Annotated in this window: 19 protein-coding genes; 8 read left to right on the forward strand and 11 right to left on the reverse strand. The window is 55.8% G+C overall.

The annotated features are described in order from the left end of the window. The first annotated feature begins 93 nt into the window (after window positions 1-93). Both dusB and phoU read left to right on the forward strand, forming a co-directional pair. Window positions 94-1239 carry a tRNA dihydrouridine synthase DusB gene (dusB, locus tag CBE74_RS22160; protein WP_087454473.1) on the forward strand — a complete coding sequence of 382 codons (1146 nt, stop codon included), beginning with the start codon at window positions 94-96 and terminating at the stop codon, window positions 1237-1239. A 47-nt stretch (window positions 1240-1286) separates the two neighbouring features. Then, window positions 1287-2039 (forward strand): phosphate signaling complex protein PhoU, encoded by a 753-nt coding sequence (gene phoU / locus CBE74_RS22165; protein WP_087454474.1) that lies wholly within the window; start codon window positions 1287-1289, stop codon window positions 2037-2039. 79 nt (window positions 2040-2118) lie between these two features. Here phoU and CBE74_RS22170 read toward each other — a convergent pair whose 3' ends face one another. The 6 genes from CBE74_RS22170 to mshD form a co-directional block, all read right to left on the reverse strand. Continuing rightward, window positions 2119-2322 (reverse strand): hypothetical protein, encoded by a 204-nt coding sequence (locus tag CBE74_RS22170; protein WP_013912229.1) that lies wholly within the window; start codon window positions 2320-2322, stop codon window positions 2119-2121. 199 nt (window positions 2323-2521) lie between these two features. Further along, window positions 2522-3295, reverse strand: a complete 774-nt coding sequence (gene pstB / locus CBE74_RS22175; RefSeq protein WP_087454475.1) for a phosphate ABC transporter ATP-binding protein PstB — start codon at window positions 3293-3295, stop codon at window positions 2522-2524. A 34-nt stretch (window positions 3296-3329) separates the two neighbouring features. Next, the gene (gene pstA, locus CBE74_RS22180; RefSeq protein WP_087454476.1) at window positions 3330-4208 is read right to left on the reverse strand and encodes a phosphate ABC transporter permease PstA; all 879 of its coding nucleotides are present in this window, start codon (window positions 4206-4208) and stop codon (window positions 3330-3332) included. A 27-nt stretch (window positions 4209-4235) separates the two neighbouring features. Then, window positions 4236-5267 (reverse strand): phosphate ABC transporter permease subunit PstC, encoded by a 1032-nt coding sequence (gene pstC / locus CBE74_RS22185; protein ID WP_087454477.1) that lies wholly within the window; start codon window positions 5265-5267, stop codon window positions 4236-4238. A 49-nt stretch (window positions 5268-5316) separates the two neighbouring features. Continuing rightward, on the reverse strand, window positions 5317-6423 hold the full coding sequence (gene pstS / locus CBE74_RS22190; protein WP_087454478.1) for a phosphate ABC transporter substrate-binding protein PstS: 1107 nt from the start codon (window positions 6421-6423) through the stop codon (window positions 5317-5319). Window positions 6424-6705: 282 nt separating this feature from the next. Then, window positions 6706-7617, reverse strand: a complete 912-nt coding sequence (mshD, locus tag CBE74_RS22195; RefSeq protein WP_087454479.1) for a mycothiol synthase — start codon at window positions 7615-7617, stop codon at window positions 6706-6708. Window positions 7618-7667: 50 nt separating this feature from the next. Between mshD and CBE74_RS22200 the strand changes: the two genes are divergently transcribed. Then, a complete protein-coding gene (locus CBE74_RS22200) occupies window positions 7668-8456 on the forward strand; it encodes an LmeA family phospholipid-binding protein (protein ID WP_087454480.1) in 789 nt (262 codons plus the stop codon). Window positions 8457-8461: 5 nt separating this feature from the next. Here CBE74_RS22200 and CBE74_RS22205 read toward each other — a convergent pair whose 3' ends face one another. Then, window positions 8462-9496 carry a diacylglycerol/lipid kinase family protein gene (locus CBE74_RS22205; protein ID WP_087454930.1) on the reverse strand — a complete coding sequence of 345 codons (1035 nt, stop codon included), beginning with the start codon at window positions 9494-9496 and terminating at the stop codon, window positions 8462-8464. Window positions 9497-9564: 68 nt separating this feature from the next. Between CBE74_RS22205 and CBE74_RS22210 the strand changes: the two genes are divergently transcribed. Next, on the forward strand, window positions 9565-10209 hold the full coding sequence (locus CBE74_RS22210; protein ID WP_087454481.1) for a heme-binding beta-barrel domain-containing protein: 645 nt from the start codon (window positions 9565-9567) through the stop codon (window positions 10207-10209). Here the strand turns inward: CBE74_RS22210 and CBE74_RS22215 are convergent. After that, complete coding sequence (locus CBE74_RS22215; protein WP_087454482.1) at window positions 10206-11123, reverse strand: aminodeoxychorismate lyase; 918 nt, start codon at window positions 11121-11123, stop codon at window positions 10206-10208. The genes CBE74_RS22210 and CBE74_RS22215 overlap by 4 nt on opposite strands. 53 nt (window positions 11124-11176) lie before the next feature. On the opposite strand from CBE74_RS22215, the gene ygfZ reads away from it, so the two are divergent. Beyond that, window positions 11177-12307: a CAF17-like 4Fe-4S cluster assembly/insertion protein YgfZ gene (gene ygfZ, locus CBE74_RS22220; RefSeq protein ID WP_087454483.1), complete on the forward strand. Its 1131-nt coding sequence runs from the start codon at window positions 11177-11179 to the stop codon at window positions 12305-12307. A 218-nt stretch (window positions 12308-12525) separates the two neighbouring features. After that, window positions 12526-12729 (forward strand): DUF3073 domain-containing protein, encoded by a 204-nt coding sequence (locus tag CBE74_RS22225; protein ID WP_013242574.1) that lies wholly within the window; start codon window positions 12526-12528, stop codon window positions 12727-12729. Between the two features lie 97 nt (window positions 12730-12826). Here the strand turns inward: CBE74_RS22225 and purM are convergent, their stop codons facing one another. The 3 genes from purM to CBE74_RS22240 form a co-directional block, all read right to left on the reverse strand. Next, on the reverse strand, window positions 12827-13891 hold the full coding sequence (gene purM / locus CBE74_RS22230; RefSeq protein WP_087454484.1) for a phosphoribosylformylglycinamidine cyclo-ligase: 1065 nt from the start codon (window positions 13889-13891) through the stop codon (window positions 12827-12829). Between the two features lie 74 nt (window positions 13892-13965). Further along, the gene (gene purF / locus CBE74_RS22235) at window positions 13966-15531 is read right to left on the reverse strand and encodes an amidophosphoribosyltransferase (RefSeq protein ID WP_087454485.1); all 1566 of its coding nucleotides are present in this window, start codon (window positions 15529-15531) and stop codon (window positions 13966-13968) included. A 42-nt stretch (window positions 15532-15573) separates the two neighbouring features. After that, the gene (locus CBE74_RS22240) at window positions 15574-15981 is read right to left on the reverse strand and encodes a sterol carrier family protein (RefSeq protein WP_087454931.1); all 408 of its coding nucleotides are present in this window, start codon (window positions 15979-15981) and stop codon (window positions 15574-15576) included. A 149-nt stretch (window positions 15982-16130) separates the two neighbouring features. On the opposite strand from CBE74_RS22240, the gene nrdI reads away from it, so the two are divergent. Then, window positions 16131-16556, forward strand: coding sequence for a class Ib ribonucleoside-diphosphate reductase assembly flavoprotein NrdI (nrdI, locus tag CBE74_RS22245; protein WP_087454486.1), 426 nt, complete (start codon window positions 16131-16133; stop codon window positions 16554-16556). A 38-nt stretch (window positions 16557-16594) separates the two neighbouring features. Continuing rightward, the gene (nrdF, locus tag CBE74_RS22250) at window positions 16595-17617 is read left to right on the forward strand and encodes a class 1b ribonucleoside-diphosphate reductase subunit beta (protein ID WP_087454487.1); all 1023 of its coding nucleotides are present in this window, start codon (window positions 16595-16597) and stop codon (window positions 17615-17617) included. Window positions 17618-17623: the final 6 nt, after the last annotated feature.

The raw sequence follows: 17623 nt of genomic DNA on the forward strand, positions 1-17623 counted from the left end.
CGAAGTGAACAAGTATGGCCACAAAACACAGGATAACGGACTTCTTCTAGCGAATATTTGAGAGCAGGGCTCCCTTAAGGAACAATGACACGGGTGACTTTGAAGATTGGTGCGCTCAGCCTAGACTCCGCCGTGGCCCTTGCCCCGATGGCAGGTGTAACAAACGTAGCTTTCCGCACCCTTTGCAGAGAGCAAGAACTCGAAAGAACCGGAACAGTCTCCGGGCTCTACATCTGCGAGATGATTACCGCCCGCGCGCTGGTACACCGCAACGAGAAGACTCTTCACATGACCACTTTTGGGCCCCACGAAGATGTTCGATCGCTTCAGCTGTACACCGTTGACCCTGAGTACACCTTCAAAGCAGCAAAGATGATCGCTGACGAAGGCATCGCAGATCATATAGACATGAACTTTGGTTGCCCAGTTCCCAAGGTGACCAAACGCGGTGGCGGCTCCGCTCTGCCGTATAAGCGCCGTCTTTTTGGCAATATCGTCGCAGCCGCAGTCAAAGGCGTGGAAGGCACTAACATCCCCGTAACGGTCAAGTTCCGCATGGGCATCGACCAAGATCACCTGACCCATCTTGACGCAGGAAGGATCGCCGCAGAAGAGGGCGCTGCAGCCGTCACTCTCCATGCTCGCACCGCCGCCGAGAGATATTCCGGAGATGCCCACTGGGACGAAATAGGAAAGCTCAAAGAACATCTCGCCCGCACCAATGTCCCGGTGCTGGGCAATGGCGACATCTTCAAGCCCACAGATGCCGTCGATATGATCAAAGCCTCTGGCTGCGACGGCGTGGTAGTGGGCAGGGGCTGCTTGGGCAGGCCGTGGCTCTTTGCCGGACTATCGGCTGTCATGCGTGGCGAGGACATCCCTCCGGAGCCCACCCTGGGAGAAGTTACTCGCATCATCTATCGCCACGCAGAACTCCTCGTCGAGCATGAAGGCGAAACCAAGGGCTGCCGCGATATGCGCAAGCACATGGGCTGGTATCTCCGCGGATTCCCCGTGGGAGGAGAATTCCGAGGAGCGCTGTCCCGCATTAGCACGCTCGCTGAGCTCAAAGAGGCCTTGGCACCGTGGGCAGATTCCGAGGCTTTGGCAGAAGACTCAGATAGCGCACGTGGCAGGCAGGGTTCACCGGCTAAGGTATCGCTTCCCGACGGCTGGCTTGATGATCCGCAGGACGCTACTGTGCCGGAAGGAGCTGACATCATGCACTCGGGGGGATAGGCGCTTCATACCCTGCCGCGCTAGCGTTTTAGGGTTATAGTTTCCCCATGCGGACAGCCTACAGAGAACATCTTGATGCCTTTTCTCATGACCTCATCGTCATGTGCGACACGGTGACAAAGATCCTTCGTAATGCCTCCAAAGGACTGATGGAACAATCGCTGCAAGCGACTCAAGCCGCGCTATCGCTTTCCGACGAGATGGAGGAAATCAAAACTCGTTCGAGCAAGCGCGCTGTTCAGCTCTTGGCCCTTGAGGCTCCCGTTGCCCGCGATCTCAGGCAAATCGTCTCCTCCATCTACATTGTGGAAGACCTGGATCGTATGGCCAAGCTCGCGATGCACATCGCAAGCATCGCGCGGCGTCGTTATCCCGAGTCGGCTATACCTGAACCCATTACGGGTTACTTCCAAGAGATGTGCCGGCTTAGCCTGGAAATGTCGGAAAAAATCCGCAGTGTCCTCATCGATCCCGATGCAGACGTAGCGCTCGTACTCTCCGCGGAGGACGATGCCGTGGACGATCTACACGACCATCTCATGGGTGTGCTCACTAAACGCGACTGGCCACACAGCACCCGCGAGGCAGTGGACGTCACTCTGCTCGCACGCTACTTTGAGCGCTTTGCCGACCACACGGTCAACGTCGCAGCCCAAATCGTCTACCTCACATCAGGCCTCATGCCAGAGGAATACCAGAAAAAGCGTAACGACGGCTACGCGCAGGACGAGCTAGAACGACGCTTCTCCGAGTTAGAAAAGCAGTTCAGCAACTTCGACTGGCCTAAGCCCAAGGAATAGCGGTTATACCGCATGAAAAAGCTTCCCAACTCGCGACCAAAGGGGTTGGGAAGCTTTTTATCTGCGTCTCTCCGTGCGACTACGCGCGGAGAGGACCGGCAGAGCGGAAAGACTCACTGAGGTTTTCTTGAATACGGCGGAAAGATCCAACGAGGAAGTCAGCGACACTGGAGTTGTCTCGCTCTTGTGCTGCATACATGTTGCTAAAAGCTACATCTGCCGCGTTTATCAACTGATCTGCAGTAGGGAGATCGAGCTTAAGTGCGGTGATGGTGCCGGCCATAAATGTTCCTTCTTAGAAGTTCTGAAATCACATTGATGATGTTTTCTTGTGACGCTGACTTAGCCTCACAAGAAACTAATCTAACGCCCAAAGTTAAAAGGAAAGCACCGCGCAGGTAAACAGTTGGTGAACTTCCCCGTCATCTCAGGTAAATAACCTCAGAAAAGGTGATAACCAGCACAAAGGGTCACCTCAGAACCTAGCCGAACCGGCCCGAAATATAATCTTCCGTCTCCTTATTTGTGGGGTTGGAGAAGATTTTCTTGGTCTTTCCCACTTCCACCAGTCGGCCAGGTTTCCCCGTGGCTTCCAAAGAGAAAAACGCTGTCTGATCAGACACCCTGGATGCTTGCTGCATGTTATGGGTAACGATGACGATGGTGTAGTCCTGTTTGAGCTCATGTATCAGTTCCTCCACCGCCAGCGTGGAAATGGGATCGAGTGCAGAACACGGCTCGTCCATCAGTAGCACCTCGGGTTCTACCGCGATGGCCCTGGCAATGCACAAACGCTGTTGCTGCCCACCAGACAATCCACCGCCAGGTTTATTGAGGCGATCTTTGACTTCTTCCCATAAATTTGCCCCACGCAGCGATTTCTCCGCTACCTCTTTGACTTTCTTTTTGTCCTTGACCCCGGCAAGTTTCAAACCCGCCACAACGTTATCCTCGATAGACATAGTGGGGAACGGATTGGCTTTTTGGAAGACCATTCCGATGGTCGTGCGGACCGTAACGGGATCGACATGCGGCGCGTAGATATCGTGGCCGTCGAGAAGCACAGTGCCCGCTACTCGGGCGCCCGGTGTCACCTCATGCATCCGATTAAGAGAGCGCAATACCGTGGATTTTCCGCAACCCGACGGGCCGATAAAAGCAGTCACAGAGCGTTCCGGGACCTCAAGATTGATCTCCTGTACAGCGTGAAAATCACCGTAAAAAATGTTCAGACCATCAATTTTTAGCTTAGACATACTCGCACATTACTTTCTGTGAAAAGAGAACCGGCTACGCGGAGCGGACGGAAAACTTGGAGGAAATAACCCGTGCAAGAACATTGAGCACGGTAATGATGAGAACAAGCGTGAGCGCAGCGCCCCAGAGCTTGTCCAATACGGCATCCGCTGTGCCTGCTTTGTACATATCCAGCATCATCAGCGGCAACGACGACTGCGGCCCCGCTGCTAGGTTCCAGTTGATCACTTGGGTCGAACCCACCAAGATAAGCACGGGCGCGGACTCCCCCATCACTCGCGCGATAGCCAGCATCACGCCGGTGACTATTCCGGATAAAGCGGTGGGCAAAACTATCCTGGTGATCGTCTTCCATCGTGGAATTCCCAGGGCGTAGGAGGCCTCTCGCAAATCCATGGGGACAACCCGCAGCATCTCCTCCGTGTTCCGAATAATCACGGGGATCATGAGAATAACCAGCGCCAGAGACACAGCAAATCCGGAGCGGCCAAAGCCAAACATGACAATCCACATGGAGTACACAAACAGCGCAGCCACGATAGAAGGAACGCCGGTCAGGATGTCCACCATGAAGGTGGTGATACGCCCTAAACGATTACCGTGTGCGTATTCCACAAGGTAGACCGCCGTAAGCACCCCAATCGGAATAGAGATAAGGGAGCAGATCGCAGTCTGAACCAGCGTCCCGACCATCGCGTGTAGCGCACCGCCACCTGGACGAGAATATAAAACACCCCGCTGGGAAGTAGTCCACCACGAGGGGTCGATCAGCGTTCCCAAGCCTTTTGTGATCAGGGTGGCAAGAACCCATAACAACGGGATGAGGGCAAGAGCCATGCACGCATAGACCAGAAGCGTAGCCGTTTTATCTGTAAGCTTTCGACGCCTAGTGGCAGTCTGCATGTGGATCATGACGTCCTCAGATCAAAATCATTCATGTCAGGCCTTAGAATTCACTATCGACCTGGCAAGGGAGTTAACTGCAAAAGTCAGCAGGAATAAGACCAGTCCGGCAGCGATATACGCCCCGGCGCGTAGGTCATCGTTGAATTCCGGCGCGGCATTGGCGATCGCGGTGGCAAAGGTCGTGCCGCCGTCGAAAAGCGAAAAACGGAACTCGGACGAAGGCGAAATGACGAGGTACAGCGCCATCATTTCGCCCAAAGCACGTCCCAACCCCAGCATCGAGCCGGAGATAAAACCCGATTTGCCAAAAGGAAGCACTGTCATGAGCACGACTTCCCATTTGGTAGCACCTAGTGCCAACGCAGCCTCAATGTGCCCGCGCGGTGTTTGTACAAAGACCTCACGAGCGGTCGCGGCGATGATCGGAAGAATCATCACCGCCAAAACCACACCACCGGTGAAGATATTGCGACCGGTGGCAAAGGCCGGCGAGTTGCTATAGGTGGCAAGGAGGAAGAAGCCTCCGCCCCAGCTACTCACCCACTCATAAAAGCCTGACAACGCCGGCCCCAAAACCTGCCAACCCCATAGCCCATAAACAATTGATGGGACCGCAGCTAGCATGTCCACCAAAAATCCCAGTGGTTTTACCGCACGCGGACGCGCATAGTGGGACAGGAAGATTCCGATCCCTAACGCAATGGGCATCGCAATGACAAGCGCTATCGCAGAGACAAGGACAGTCGCTGCCAAAAGGTTGGGAATACCAAAGAGCATCTGCGCTGTGTTCTGCAGATTCCATGCTCCCGCGTAGGTAAAGAACCCAACGATGCCCTCTGAGTTATGACGGAGTGCCGGAATGGCACGCCACACAAAAAACAGCCCGATAGCTGCGATAATCACGCTTATGATCACCGTAGATGAGGTGGTAAGAAGACTAAAGATCTTGTCTCCTAGCCGGCGAACCCGAACCGGTTTCTGCTTCGGGCTGTTCTGTGGTGCCGGTGGTGAGGATTCGGGGAGAACCAAATCCTCAATTGTTATGCGTTCCGCGATACGTTCCACTGAGACTGCGTCCTTACATAGTTATCGCTTGTTGTCGTTGCATTCCCGATTAGGAGATAGCTTTGACTGCTTTTTCTAGGCGATCGCGGTGAGTGCCTTTAACTGGGATATAGCCCAGGTCGGCGAGCTCTTGGTCTTGGGAATTCAGTGCCACGCTCAGGAAGTCTTTGACTTGATCATGGGTGGTCTGGTCATAGCCTGCGGAGCACACGATCTCGTAGGTTGTGAGAACCAACGGGTAGGCGTCTTTTTCTTTCATGGCAAACAGCGCTGAGGAGTCGACAACCATGTCGTTACCCTGGGTTTTAAAGGTCAAGTGATCCAGGGCCACTCCCACGGAGTCGGGGTTGAGCCGGACGGGTCCCTGACCAAAGTCGATTGCAGCTATTCCTAGCTTTTGCTGCTTGGCAAATCCAGCCTCGACATACGTAATGGCGCCATCAATGTTGGATACTTCGGTGGCCACACCATTGGAGCCGTTTGCACCTGAGCCGACGGCCGTGGGGAATGCTTGTCCCTCTGTAGACCAGTTCTCTGGGCTGGCTGCCTTGAGGAATTTTTGGAAATTATCGGAGGTACCGGACTCGTCGGAACGATAGACCACTTTGATGTCTGAGTCTGGAAGCTGCACACCCGTGTTCTCCTGAGCGATTGCCTCATCGTTCCATTTCTTGATCTCGCCTTTGAAGATCTTGGCTACGGTGGCAGCGGAGAGGTTGAGGTGGTCTACGCCGTTGAGGTGATAGGCCACTGCCACTGGTCCGATGACAAACGGAAGGTGCCATGCGTCGTTGCCGTTGCAACGACGCTTTGCTTTGTCCACTTGTTCTGCGCTCAGCGGGGAATCCGAGCCACCGAATGCTACTTGACCAGCGATGAAGTTTTTACGCCCAGAACCAGAGCCCGAGGCTGTGTACGCTAGCGAAGCTCCCGAGACGGCCTCTTGATACTTGATGTTGAAGTAGTCCATCGCGTTTTGTTGTGAGGAGGCTCCCTCGCCAACGAGTTCTCCGCCTACCTTGTTCAGACCGGAGACCTCACTGGTAGAGGCCCCTGCCCCGGAGGAACTTCCCGTCTCGGAACATGCGGAGAGTACGACAGCGCCCATACATACGATGCTGAGGGCGGTAGTTGAGCGCTTGAGATTCAGGTTCACGATCGACCTTCCAAATGATGTTGAGTGAGGATCATGTAAGCGACTGTTCCTTGCACACAAGGAATGCCTCTCGCTCACGTGGAAGAATCTAAAGAACCAAGGTGACGTACAACACCTATTTAGGTTAAATCCTGCAAAACGACCGGTTGACTTTTAGCTTTCCGCAGTTCACTGCAGCTTTGCGACGCCCCCTGCCCACTCATTTTATCCCGATTAGGGGGTGAAAGCCGCCCGCCTTGGGTGCCTAGGTTACGCACCCACCGGCTGATATTAACCTCATGTTCACGCTTGTCCAGCCGCGGAGAACACCACATGCCGTTCAAAAGTGCTAAATCCAAGCCGGTTATAGGCCTCAAGCGCTGGCTTATTATCCGCTTCTACGTACAAGATGATCCGCTGGGCACCCTCATGCACCAGATGTTGTAATCCTGCGGCGACCAAAGGGCCACCGAGTTTTTTGCCTCGGAAGGAGTCCGCCAGGCCAACCACATAGACTTCCCCATCTGCTCCTTTTGCCAGGTCACCGTGTTTTTTAGTCCAATGGAATCCCGCGACTTCTGGGTTCTCAGGATCGGCGGTGATAAGGAAGAGAACCCCCTCAGGTTCAAACCATGGAGTCTGCTGCGCACGGCCTAAGCGCTCAGCGTCCCACCCGCCTTGTTCTGGGTGCCACCAAAAGGCCTCGTTGTTAATGCGGAGCCATTGTGCGTCTATATCGGGAAATAGCTCTCGCGCTTCTAAAAGGTTCATCACGCGGTATCCCTCGGGAGCAGTACCGGCGCCTGGGACAAGATCCTCGCTCCGGGCCGCCATGACCAGCAGCTCACGCGAGACAGTCAGGTCGAGCGCTACCGCTAATCGTTGCGCTGCGGGAAGGTATCCATGGGACCAAAAGTCGGTGAGGCCGGTGTCGAGAAGCTTGCGAGCCAGCGCACGCCCAATCCCTTTATTGCGGTGTTCAGGCGCAACAACAAACTCTGCTTTCCCGCCGTGATAGGCACCTACACCGCTAAGCTGCCCGGAGTTGTCGTGTACGACGATGTGATGGTGGTCTAGCTCGGGGTTTTCAAGGCCCGCAACAAGGTGTTCTGCCAGCGGGGCTACACCATCAACCGCTTGTGCAGACTTGACAAGGGCTACGGCAGCTTGGGAGAGCTGTTTATCTGCGGGGATCTGGGTGGATGTGAAAATCATAGCCACCACACTAGTCAGCGCTGCCAGGTCTAGCTGGTAATAATAGTGAGGTGAGAATTACAACCCGGTCTCGGCTTTCCATCGCTGTGTGGGCAGGCATTGCTCTTATCTCCCTCATCGCTGCCCTGTGGGGTGTCGATTCCGCAATCGCTGCACGAGCGGAGCACCGAATTTCTCACGACGTTCGCAACAACGCGCACCTCGATCAAAACCCCAGCGTCTATCTTGGGGGTTTTCCTTATATTGGTGCTCTGTTTTCAGGAAAAGTCCCCGGGCTGGGTGTGAGCGTTTCTGACGTGGAAGTAAACGATTTTGGGCTTCTTACCACTACCTCCCAAGTCACCGACATGGAACTCAACCGCTCTCAGTTATTCAGCGGCGACGTAGAAGGAACCCACGCTCAATTGCTCACCCGCACCGTGGGATTCGACGCAGTAGCAGTGGGAAAACAACTCGATATTTTAGATTTAGACCTTTCCAACCCCTATGACGTGTCCCCCGCTGGCACCAATTCCAGCGAAGTACAACTGCGCGGAACCCCAGACGGCTTTAGCAAACCCGTCACAGTGATCGCGACCATGCGGCTCGAAGGCCCTACATTTAAGCTCACGCCTATCACTGTGGTGGACCGTGGCGACTCCGATCTAGATGACTCTGCTCTTTTCCGCGCCTTCACCTGGACGCTCAACACCAAGACGCTCCCCATCAACGCCCAAGCCAGTTACGTCTACCTTGCCGGCGGAAGCATTCGCTTTGAGGCACAAGAGCGCAACGTCACCTTGCGGCTGGAAGATCTTGCGCCTGTCCGCTCCGCATCCAACAAAGTGGTAGTGGATTAAAAGCGCTACATACGAGGATCGAAGAAACTAAAAGCGAGCCGGATTTTGGACATCGGGTTCGCTTTCACCGGATGCGTCGGCGCATAGACGTTGAGGGCATCAGCCACAGCACCTAGTCGAATACCATCGAACTTTCCTACAAATTCCCCATCTACTTGGAAACTCTGGTTTTCTGCGCATGAGATTTCCACGTCCATGGCATCGTCGAAACGCACAATGCGACGGTTAAACCAGCGCTTCATCGCCCGGCTGTGCCCAAAACCCACGAGGTGCGCCATGGCAGCCACACCGCCCGGGCCGGATAAGTCTGTCAGCCCGAATAACCCCAGCCCTAGATCAAAAGAATTTCTGGGGTTGGTTACCACGGGGACGGGACCTAAAAAGGTCCAGGGGTTGGTGTTGGAAGCGATGAGCAACGGTAGGTCGGAATGCTCGAAAAGCTCTCCCTTACGGTTTTTCGCTCGGACTCTCATCCGCGGAGGGTGCCGGTGTATGCGTCGCCACGCTACTAATGCCGCGTGGAGGTAGCGCAACGGTGTCGCGGCGGCACCGCGTCTGCGCACGCGCTCGACGCCCACGATCACATCAGCATCAATCCCAAAGCCTGCGTTGACGGCAAACCAGGACGTACCCCACGTTCCTACATCAATACTGCGGATCTTGTGGTGTTTCAGTGCGTCGACCAACACCTCGGTCGCCTGAATAGGATCCGGTGGAAACCCGAGTGCGCGGGCAAACACGTTGGCAGAACCCGTGGGTATTACCGCGAGGATGGGGAGATTCTCTCTGGGTTTCTTTCCCGCCGGGCCCAACAGCCCATTGATGATCTCATTCACCGTTCCATCACCACCGACCGCGATGACTACGTCAACGTCGTCTCGGCTGAGTCCCGCGCAGATGTTCGTGGCATGACCTCGGTAGTGAGTGAACTTTGCATGCAACGACAAGCCTGCCACAGAGCGCAGCAGAGGAATCACCACTCCAAACAAGTCCGAATCTTGGGTGGTGGAATTCGGGTTAGCTATGAGAAGGGCTCGCACGGCCCCCACCTTATCGCCTTGGCGAACAGTTGGGGTTCTTTGCATAATTGCCAGTAGGCTGAGTTGCTATGAGCGACGATAAAAACCACGTAGATGCTCCTGCTCTCAGCGGGAACGACGCCGTCAACCGCGCTGCGGAACAATGGAAAGACTCCGCCCTGCGCAATATTCCGGCGTTCGGTGACCTTCCGATCCCTGATGACACCGCAAACCTGCGCGAAGGACCCAACCTGCACGATGGGCTTCTCGCACTGCTGCCGCTGGTGGGCGTGTGGCGCGGCACCGGCCGTGCGGATACTGCAGAAGACGGCCAGTATTCCTTTGGGCAACAAATTACCTTTGCCCACGATGGAGAAAACTATCTCACCTATGAGTCCCGCATCTGGAAGCTGGACGAGGACGGCAACCACATCGGTCTAGATCAACGCGAGTCCGGTTTCTGGCGTATCAGCCTCAAAGATGAGATCGAGGTTGTGCTTACGCACTCCACCGGAGTCGTCGAGGTTCTCTACGGCGAGCCTATGAACGAGCGCGCCTGGCAGGTCGAGTCAGCCTCGACGATGGTCACTTCTACCGGCCCTGCTTCCCTAGGCCCCGGCAAGCGTTTGTACGGCCTCATGCCCAACAACAATCTGGGATGGGTAGATGAGCGCATGGTTGACGGCGAGCTCCGCCCCCGGATGTCTGCGGAGCTTTCCCGCGTCATTGGCTAGCCCAGGGCTGAATAGATAAGCTCGCGGATCTCATCCTCGTTGTCCGGGCGCGGCAGCTTGACGTCGTTAATGCGCCGTACCCGGGTGGCAACGCGCACTGAGCTCACAAGCCAGACGCTGTCGGCTTTCTCAGTGAGATATTCCAGGTCCAGGCCCTTAGTTTTACAGTTCCACCCGGCTGCGCGGGCTTGTTCAAAAAGCGCTGCTTGAGTTGTCCCCGGCAGGATATCTCCGCCGGGATGGGGCGTGCGTATCTTCTTATCGCGAACCGTAATCACGGTCGATGTCGCGCCTTCCAAGATGCGGTCGCCCTCGGTGAAGATGACATCGTCAAAACCATGTTTACGTGCCCACCGCAGAGCAGCCATGGTGGATGCATAGTTGAGGGTCTTAGCTCCCAGGATCAGCCAGGGAACTGAGGTGGAATCCACGTGGTATCCCCGTGGGCTCGTCATAACGCGTACGCCCTCAGCACGTTGCTTTACGACGCCCTCGTCGACCTTGGTGATCGTCAACCACGCAGAGGGATGTCCTGTGGAAGCGCGCCCGCGGGTGTACGTCCATACGCATTTAGCGTCGCACGCGTTGTGTGCAAACCACTGCTCAATCGCCATGGTGGTGGCGTGCAGCCAATCCTCAATGTTAGGCGCGGGCAAATCCAGCAATTTTGCAGAAGCGATAAAGCGTTGCGCGTGCCTTTCGATGTTGCAGGCCTTCCCTTGTCGTAGAAGAAGCGTCTCAAAAACACCATCCCCACGCGTGACCACAGCATCATCCCAGTAGACCAAGGGCAGCAGCGGGCTATGCGTTCGTACTGACCCACCATAGGGTTCCACCGCAAGGATTATGGGTTCGGGATTCCTCGGTTCGTGTCGATCATCCCGATGATCTTGATCTGATGAGCTGGGCGCCATGATTACTCATTATGCCCTGACAACCACGTGCTCGGTCGCGGTACGATCAAAATGTGACAAACTTTGAGAACTCTCATCCCCACGATTCCGTATATGTGTCTCCGCTTGCCACCTGGCCGGGTGCTGCGCTGCCCCAAGGCGACGACGATCTCCCCGAATATGCAGGTGTTGCCTGGCATTACGGCGCACCGCTTACTGAACAACGAGTCTTTGACACCGGCGTGGGGCTTATTGATCTTTCCCACCGCCGCGTTATCAAAGTCCACGGCCCGGAGGCCGGTGCCTTCCTGCACAACCTCCTTTCCCAAAAGCTTTCCGACGCCCCCCAGTGCCTGGCAGAAAAAAATACTGCAACCTCGGCATTAGACCTGGACATTCAGGGCCACATCCTCCACCAAGTGAACATACTCGCGGCACAGGACTCGGAAGATGTGCTTTACCTACATCTTCCGCAGGACCAATACGAGACGTTTTTCACGTTCCTCACCCGCATGATTTTTTGGTCCAAGGTCGAAGTAGAACCCGCCGACCTTGCTCTCTTGACCCTCATGGGGACTGGAGTCCCTGATTTCCGCTTACCAAGCTCAGACGCGATTGTGGCTGCTGCACAGGTCCCAGGTTTTACTACCCACCGCCTGGATATTCTTGTGCGCCGCCCAGAGCTCGCGGACATCGCGACAACGCTTACGGACGCCGGCGCTGTGCCCACTGGGCTTATGGCTTTTACGGCGGAGCGAGTGCGAAGCCAACAACCTGTTGTATCTCTCGATTTGGACGATAAGTCGATTCCCCACGAAGCCTCTCGTCTGATCGCAGATGCTGTGCACCTGAACAAGGGATGCTATCGCGGGCAAGAAACGGTGGCCCGGGTGGAAAATCTCGGCCGCCCACCCCGTTCGCTGGTGATTGCGCTTCTCGACGGCTCCGCCCCGACCACGCCCAAGCCAGGAGACCCGATTGTGTCTGGTGGCAGGACTGTCGGCAAGCTCGGCACTGTGGTCCAGGACTATGAGCTGGGCCCGATCGCACTAGCAACGATTAAGCGAAGCGCACTGAACGCCATTAACCTCGTGGTCGCAGATGATGTGGCCCTTGCCATAGATCCAGATTCTCTCCCCACAGATGACGATGAAAAAGCTGGGAGAAAGGCTATCAACAGATTAAAAGGACTTTCCACCGATTAAGGTTGAGACTTGCTTACCCCGTGGGGGTAAGCAAGGAGAAAATTCAGCACCACGAACCCACGACTGAGGGGAAATTTTCCGTGGTTACGGCGGCGGTGCGACAAATCGGACTGTTTCGGGCTATTGTGTCTAACAGGAATATATACGTCGAATATTACAGCTTCCGGAGAAGCCCAAATTCCCAAGTCTTCTCCTGCTCACTCCAAGGGGGTCCTGCCATGGGTCGCGGTCGCGCGAAGGCAAAACAGACCAAGGTTGCACGCCAGCTGAAGTACAACACTCCGAATATGGATCTGGATTCGCTTCAACGAGAGTTAGCTGGGAAGTCCCCTAATTCTAGCGATAACTATGAGAACAATTATTCGGATGAGTATGCAGAGGACGACCAGTACGGGGATTACTCCGACTGGGAGAAAAAGTAGCAAGGCACCGCCTCCTGCTTACATAGCTCCGCAACTTAGACAACGCGAAGAGGCTCGGGGAGTAAATTCCCCGAGCCTCTTCGCGTGCCTTCAGGCTTTAGTAACTCGGATGGTTTCCGTTAAGAACTACCGAATCCTCGCCCTCAGCGCTCACACGCACGGTGCCCAATTCCCACGCGTCGATATGCCGCGCGGTCAGCATAGCGAGCGCACGGTCACGGTCGCGTGGCGCGACAACAGCAACCATGCCCACACCCATGTTGAAGGTCTTCTCCATTTCCTCCTGAGGCACCTGTCCTACCGTCTCTATGAGACGGAAGATCGGCGCTGGAGTCCAGGAGGCACGAGTAAGCTCTGCCGTGAGCCCTTCAAGGATAACACGAGCAAGGTTTCCTGCCAGACCGCCACCGGTGACGTGACAGAAGGTGTGCACCTCGCACTCGTCGGCAAGCGCTAAGCAGTCCTTTGTGTAAATCCGGGTTGGCTCAAGCAATTCCTCGCCCAAGGTGCGATCGAGCTCTTCCAGGTGTCCGTCGAGAGGCAAACCGGCCTTTTCTAGCAGCACGTGGCGCGCCAACGAGTACCCGTTGGAGTGAAGACCGGAAGAAGCCATCGCGATAACGATGTCCCCGTTACGCACCCGATCAGGGCCCAATAGCTCATCTGCTTCCACGACGCCCACGGCGGTCGCGGAGACGTCGTAATGCCCCTGCTCCATGACACCGGGATGCTCAGCGGTCTCGCCACCGAGCAAGGCACATCCTGCCTGGATACAGCCTTCGGCAATGCCGGAAACTATCTGCGCGACATGCTCGGGCACCACTTTCCCGATAGCGATGTAGTCTTGCAGGAACAAGGGCTCTGCGCCACACACCACCAGGTCATCAACGCACATTGCCACCAAGTCGATGCCGATAGTGTCGTGCTTATCCATCGCCTGAGCGATCGCAAGCTTAGTGCCTACGCCATCCGAACCAGCAGCAAGCAGTGGCTCGCGGTATTTGCCAAGGGCAAAGAGTCCGGCAAATCCACCAAGCCCGCCTCGCACCTCCGGGCGGGTTGCTTTCTTTGCCAAGGGTGCAAAGAGCTCAACGGCTTTATCGCCGGCTTCAATATCCACGCCAGCGGCAGCGTAAGAGACACTTTCTTTGGGATCCGTCATGGTCCTTATTGTCCTTGTTCTTGGGAGTTTATTTTGTATTCGGCACACTACTCATGCACCGCCGATAATAATTGCTAATCGATGCTAGCGCAGGAGCTTCGCTTCATGGCAGAGACCAATTCCGCGTTCTTATTCCCCTCAGGCATGCCGATGGGATACTCGCCGTCAAAGCATGCACAGCACAGCTCATGACGCGGTTGCTGAGTCGCATCCACCATTTGTTCCGCAGAGACGTACCCCAGCGAATCCGCACCGAGCGCGGAACACACAGATTGAACAATCTCCGATTCGTTATCGCCAGTTACCGCGTTGGCAATAAGCTCACCGGAGCTAGCAAAGTCAATGCCATAGAAACACGGCCATTTCACCGGCGGCGAGGCAATGCGGACGTGAACCTCCGCCGCCCCCGCCTCACGCAGTATCCGGATGAGGGCACGCTGCGTATTACCGCGCACAATCGAATCGTCGACAACGATCAATCGTTTGCCCTGGATGACCTCGCGCAGCGGATTGAGTTTCAACCGGATGCCCAGTTGTCGCAAGGTTTGCGAAGGTTGGATGAAGGTTCGACCCACATAAGCGTTTTTCACCAGGCCCTGGCCAAAAGGAATCCCGGATTCTTGGGCGTACCCCACCGCGGCGGGGTTTCCCGACTCTGGCACCGGGATAACCAAATCGCCCTCGATGGGGGCCTCACGAGCAAGCCTGCGCCCGATTTCCAGGCGAGTGGCATTGACGTTGCGCGCATGGATCGTGGAATCCGGACGCGCTAGGTAAACGTACTCAAACACACACGTCTTGCGCTGCGGCTGAGCAAAGCGTTCACTGTGCACCCCGGAGCCGTCGATAGCAACCAGCTCGCCCGGTTCTATTTCCCGGACAAAGGAAGCTCCGACAATGTCCAACGCGCACGTCTCGGAAGCGATAACCCACCCATTGTTTAACCGCCCGAGAGCCAAGGGGCGAACTCCCCACGGGTCTCGGGCGGCATACATGGTTTTTCCATCGGTGAACGTCAAGCAAAACGCTCCGCGCATTCTAGGCAAGAGCTCACGCGCTGAATCCAGCAGCCCGTGATCCTTAGCAATGCCATGCGCCAAAAGAGCAGTCATGACGTCGGAATCCGACGGAGCTTCTTCCGGCTTTACCAGACCGAGCTCCCCAGCTTCCGCCATGAGCTCAAGGTAGTTCACCAGATTGCCGTTATGGCACAGGGCCACGTCTGTTCCATCGGGGGCGACGCGGAACATGGGCTGCGAGTTCTCCCACATCACGCCACCGGCGGTGGAATAACGCGTGTGTCCGATAGCTATGTCGCCACTGAGGGATTCCAGCGTTTGCTCATCAAAAACTTGCGACACAAGGCCCAAATCTTTGAACACCACCACCACTTGGTCACCATTGCCTACGGCGATACCAGCGGCTTCTTGACCACGGTGCTGAAGCGCGAAAAGGCCAAAGTACGTGAGTTTGGAAACTTCCTCGCCGGGCGCCCAGACGCCAAAAACGCCGCATTCTTCGCGGGGGGACTGCTCGCCATGATCGTTGAGGTCTAAAATTCGACGCCCTTGATCAGGTTGCGTCGGGTTAGTAGTTGAGTGTGGAAAGTAATCGTTACGATGACGGTCAAATTGTGCCACTCATGTCATTCTAGCTCGTGATCCATACATGCACTAATGGGGTTAACATACTGTCCCTTCTTTTGGTGGTGTTGGCAGGGTCACAAGCGGCAACCACTTTTCCACTTCGTGCACACGCGTTCCCGACACGTCAACAGAAGCGTTTCCGGTGAGCGTCTCCAGTCCAACCGCCACCCTGAGCCATGTGTGCGGAGACATCTCCACAACGTTAGGAGGTGTGCCCCGAGTATGCCGAGGGCCTTCCACACATTGCACTGCGGCAAATGGCGGCACCCGCACTTCAACTGAGTTCCCCGGCGCGATCTGCCCGAGGGTGCGGACGCTCAGGCGTACGGCCTTGGCTAGGGACTCTCGCGAGGGCTTGGGGGCCTGGTGGGGGTCGATGATCCACTGTGCGACTGCCAGGACTGCTGCGCGGGTTTCCAGGGGATCGATACTGCGTGGTGCCATGGCGTTAAGCATATCTGGTGGCGTCGAGAAGCTACGCGGGCTTACCTCGGAGCTTTTGCAATTTACTCAGCGCGGCGTACATTCTCCATATCCCCTAAAGTTCAATCCATTGAACTTTTATGTTCATTTATAGATTTGGAGGGTTAATCATGTCCCCTGAGGGACCCGCCGTGATCTATTTTTCCTCAGTCTCGGAAAACACAAAGCGGTTCGTTGAAAAAACAAGGCTACCTGCGCAACGCATTGGCCTGAGGGTCAAAGACGGCCCCATCCATGCCTCCTCCCCCTTTGTCCTCATCACCCCAACCTATGGCGGCGGTGACCTAGCCAAAGCGGTGCCCAAACAGGTGATCAAGTTCCTAAACATACCGGAAAATCGGGAGCTCTTAAGAGGCGTTATCACCTCCGGAAACCGCAATTTCGGCCCGGCTTTCTGTTTTGCAGGAACCACCATCGCCCATAAATGCGGCGTGCCCGAGCTCTATCGATTTGAGCTGCTAGGAACAGCGGTCGACGCCGAATACGTGCGCACCGCAGTCCTCAACGCTTTGGATAAAGCGCCCGCACACGTATAAACATCCCCCGACGTTTTATTAAGGAGATCCATTCACCCATGAGTTATATCGATCAGTCCATCACCCCACCGCAATGGCGCACCACCCCGGAAATCCCCATGCGCCCCGTCAACTGGAACCACACAGAAGATCCCAAAGACATGGAAGTCTGGCAGCGTCTCACCTCCAACTTCTGGCTCCCAGAAAAGGTCCCACTTTCCAACGACATCCCCACATGGCGCGGCATGGGAGAAAACTATCGTACCCTGGTCACCCGAACCTTTACGGGCCTCACTCTCCTTGACACCGTCCAGGCCACAGTCGGTGAGATCAGTCAGATTCCCGACGCCCAAACCGAGCACGAGCAAGCCGTGTACACCAACATCGCCTTCATGCAGGCCGTCCACGCGCGCAGCTACAGCTCCGTCTTTAGCACCCTGTGCTCCTCCACCGAGATTGATGAGGCCTACTCGTGGGCAGTGTCTAACCCCCTGCTCCAACAACGAGCGTCCTCAGTGATGAGATACTACTACGGCGACGATCCGCTCAAGCGAAAAGTTGCCTCCACACTGCTATCTTCGCTCCTCCTGTACGCCGGCTTCTATCTCCCCCTATGGCTTTCCACACGCGGCCAGCTCATGAACACGGCCGATATGATCCGGCTCATCCTGCGCGACAAGGCAGTGCATGGATATTATTCCGGCTACAAGTATCAGCGAGGGCTGGACGCAAAGCCACAACGCAAAGACGAGATGGAAGACTTCACGTACAACTTTTGCGACGAGCTCCTCGCCCTGGAAAAAGACTATTCCGCCGACCTTTACGCCAGCGTGGACACTCTCGAAGAACCCCGACCCACCATTGACGGCGTGATGGCCTTTGTCTATTACAACGCCGATAAGGCCCTCATGAACCTCGGCTATGCCCCCGCATACGAGCTGCAAGCCGCCCATGTGAGCCCCGAGATCATCGCCGCGCTCACCCCTGAGTCCAATGAGACCCACGACTTCTTCTCCGGCTCCGGGTCCAGCTACATTATCGGCCGCGCCGAAAACACCACCGAGTCCGATTGGGACTTCTAGCTTTTC

Origin of the sequence: Corynebacterium silvaticum (assembly GCF_002162115.2) — a bacterium.
GTDB lineage: Bacteria > Actinomycetota > Actinomycetes > Mycobacteriales > Mycobacteriaceae > Corynebacterium > Corynebacterium silvaticum.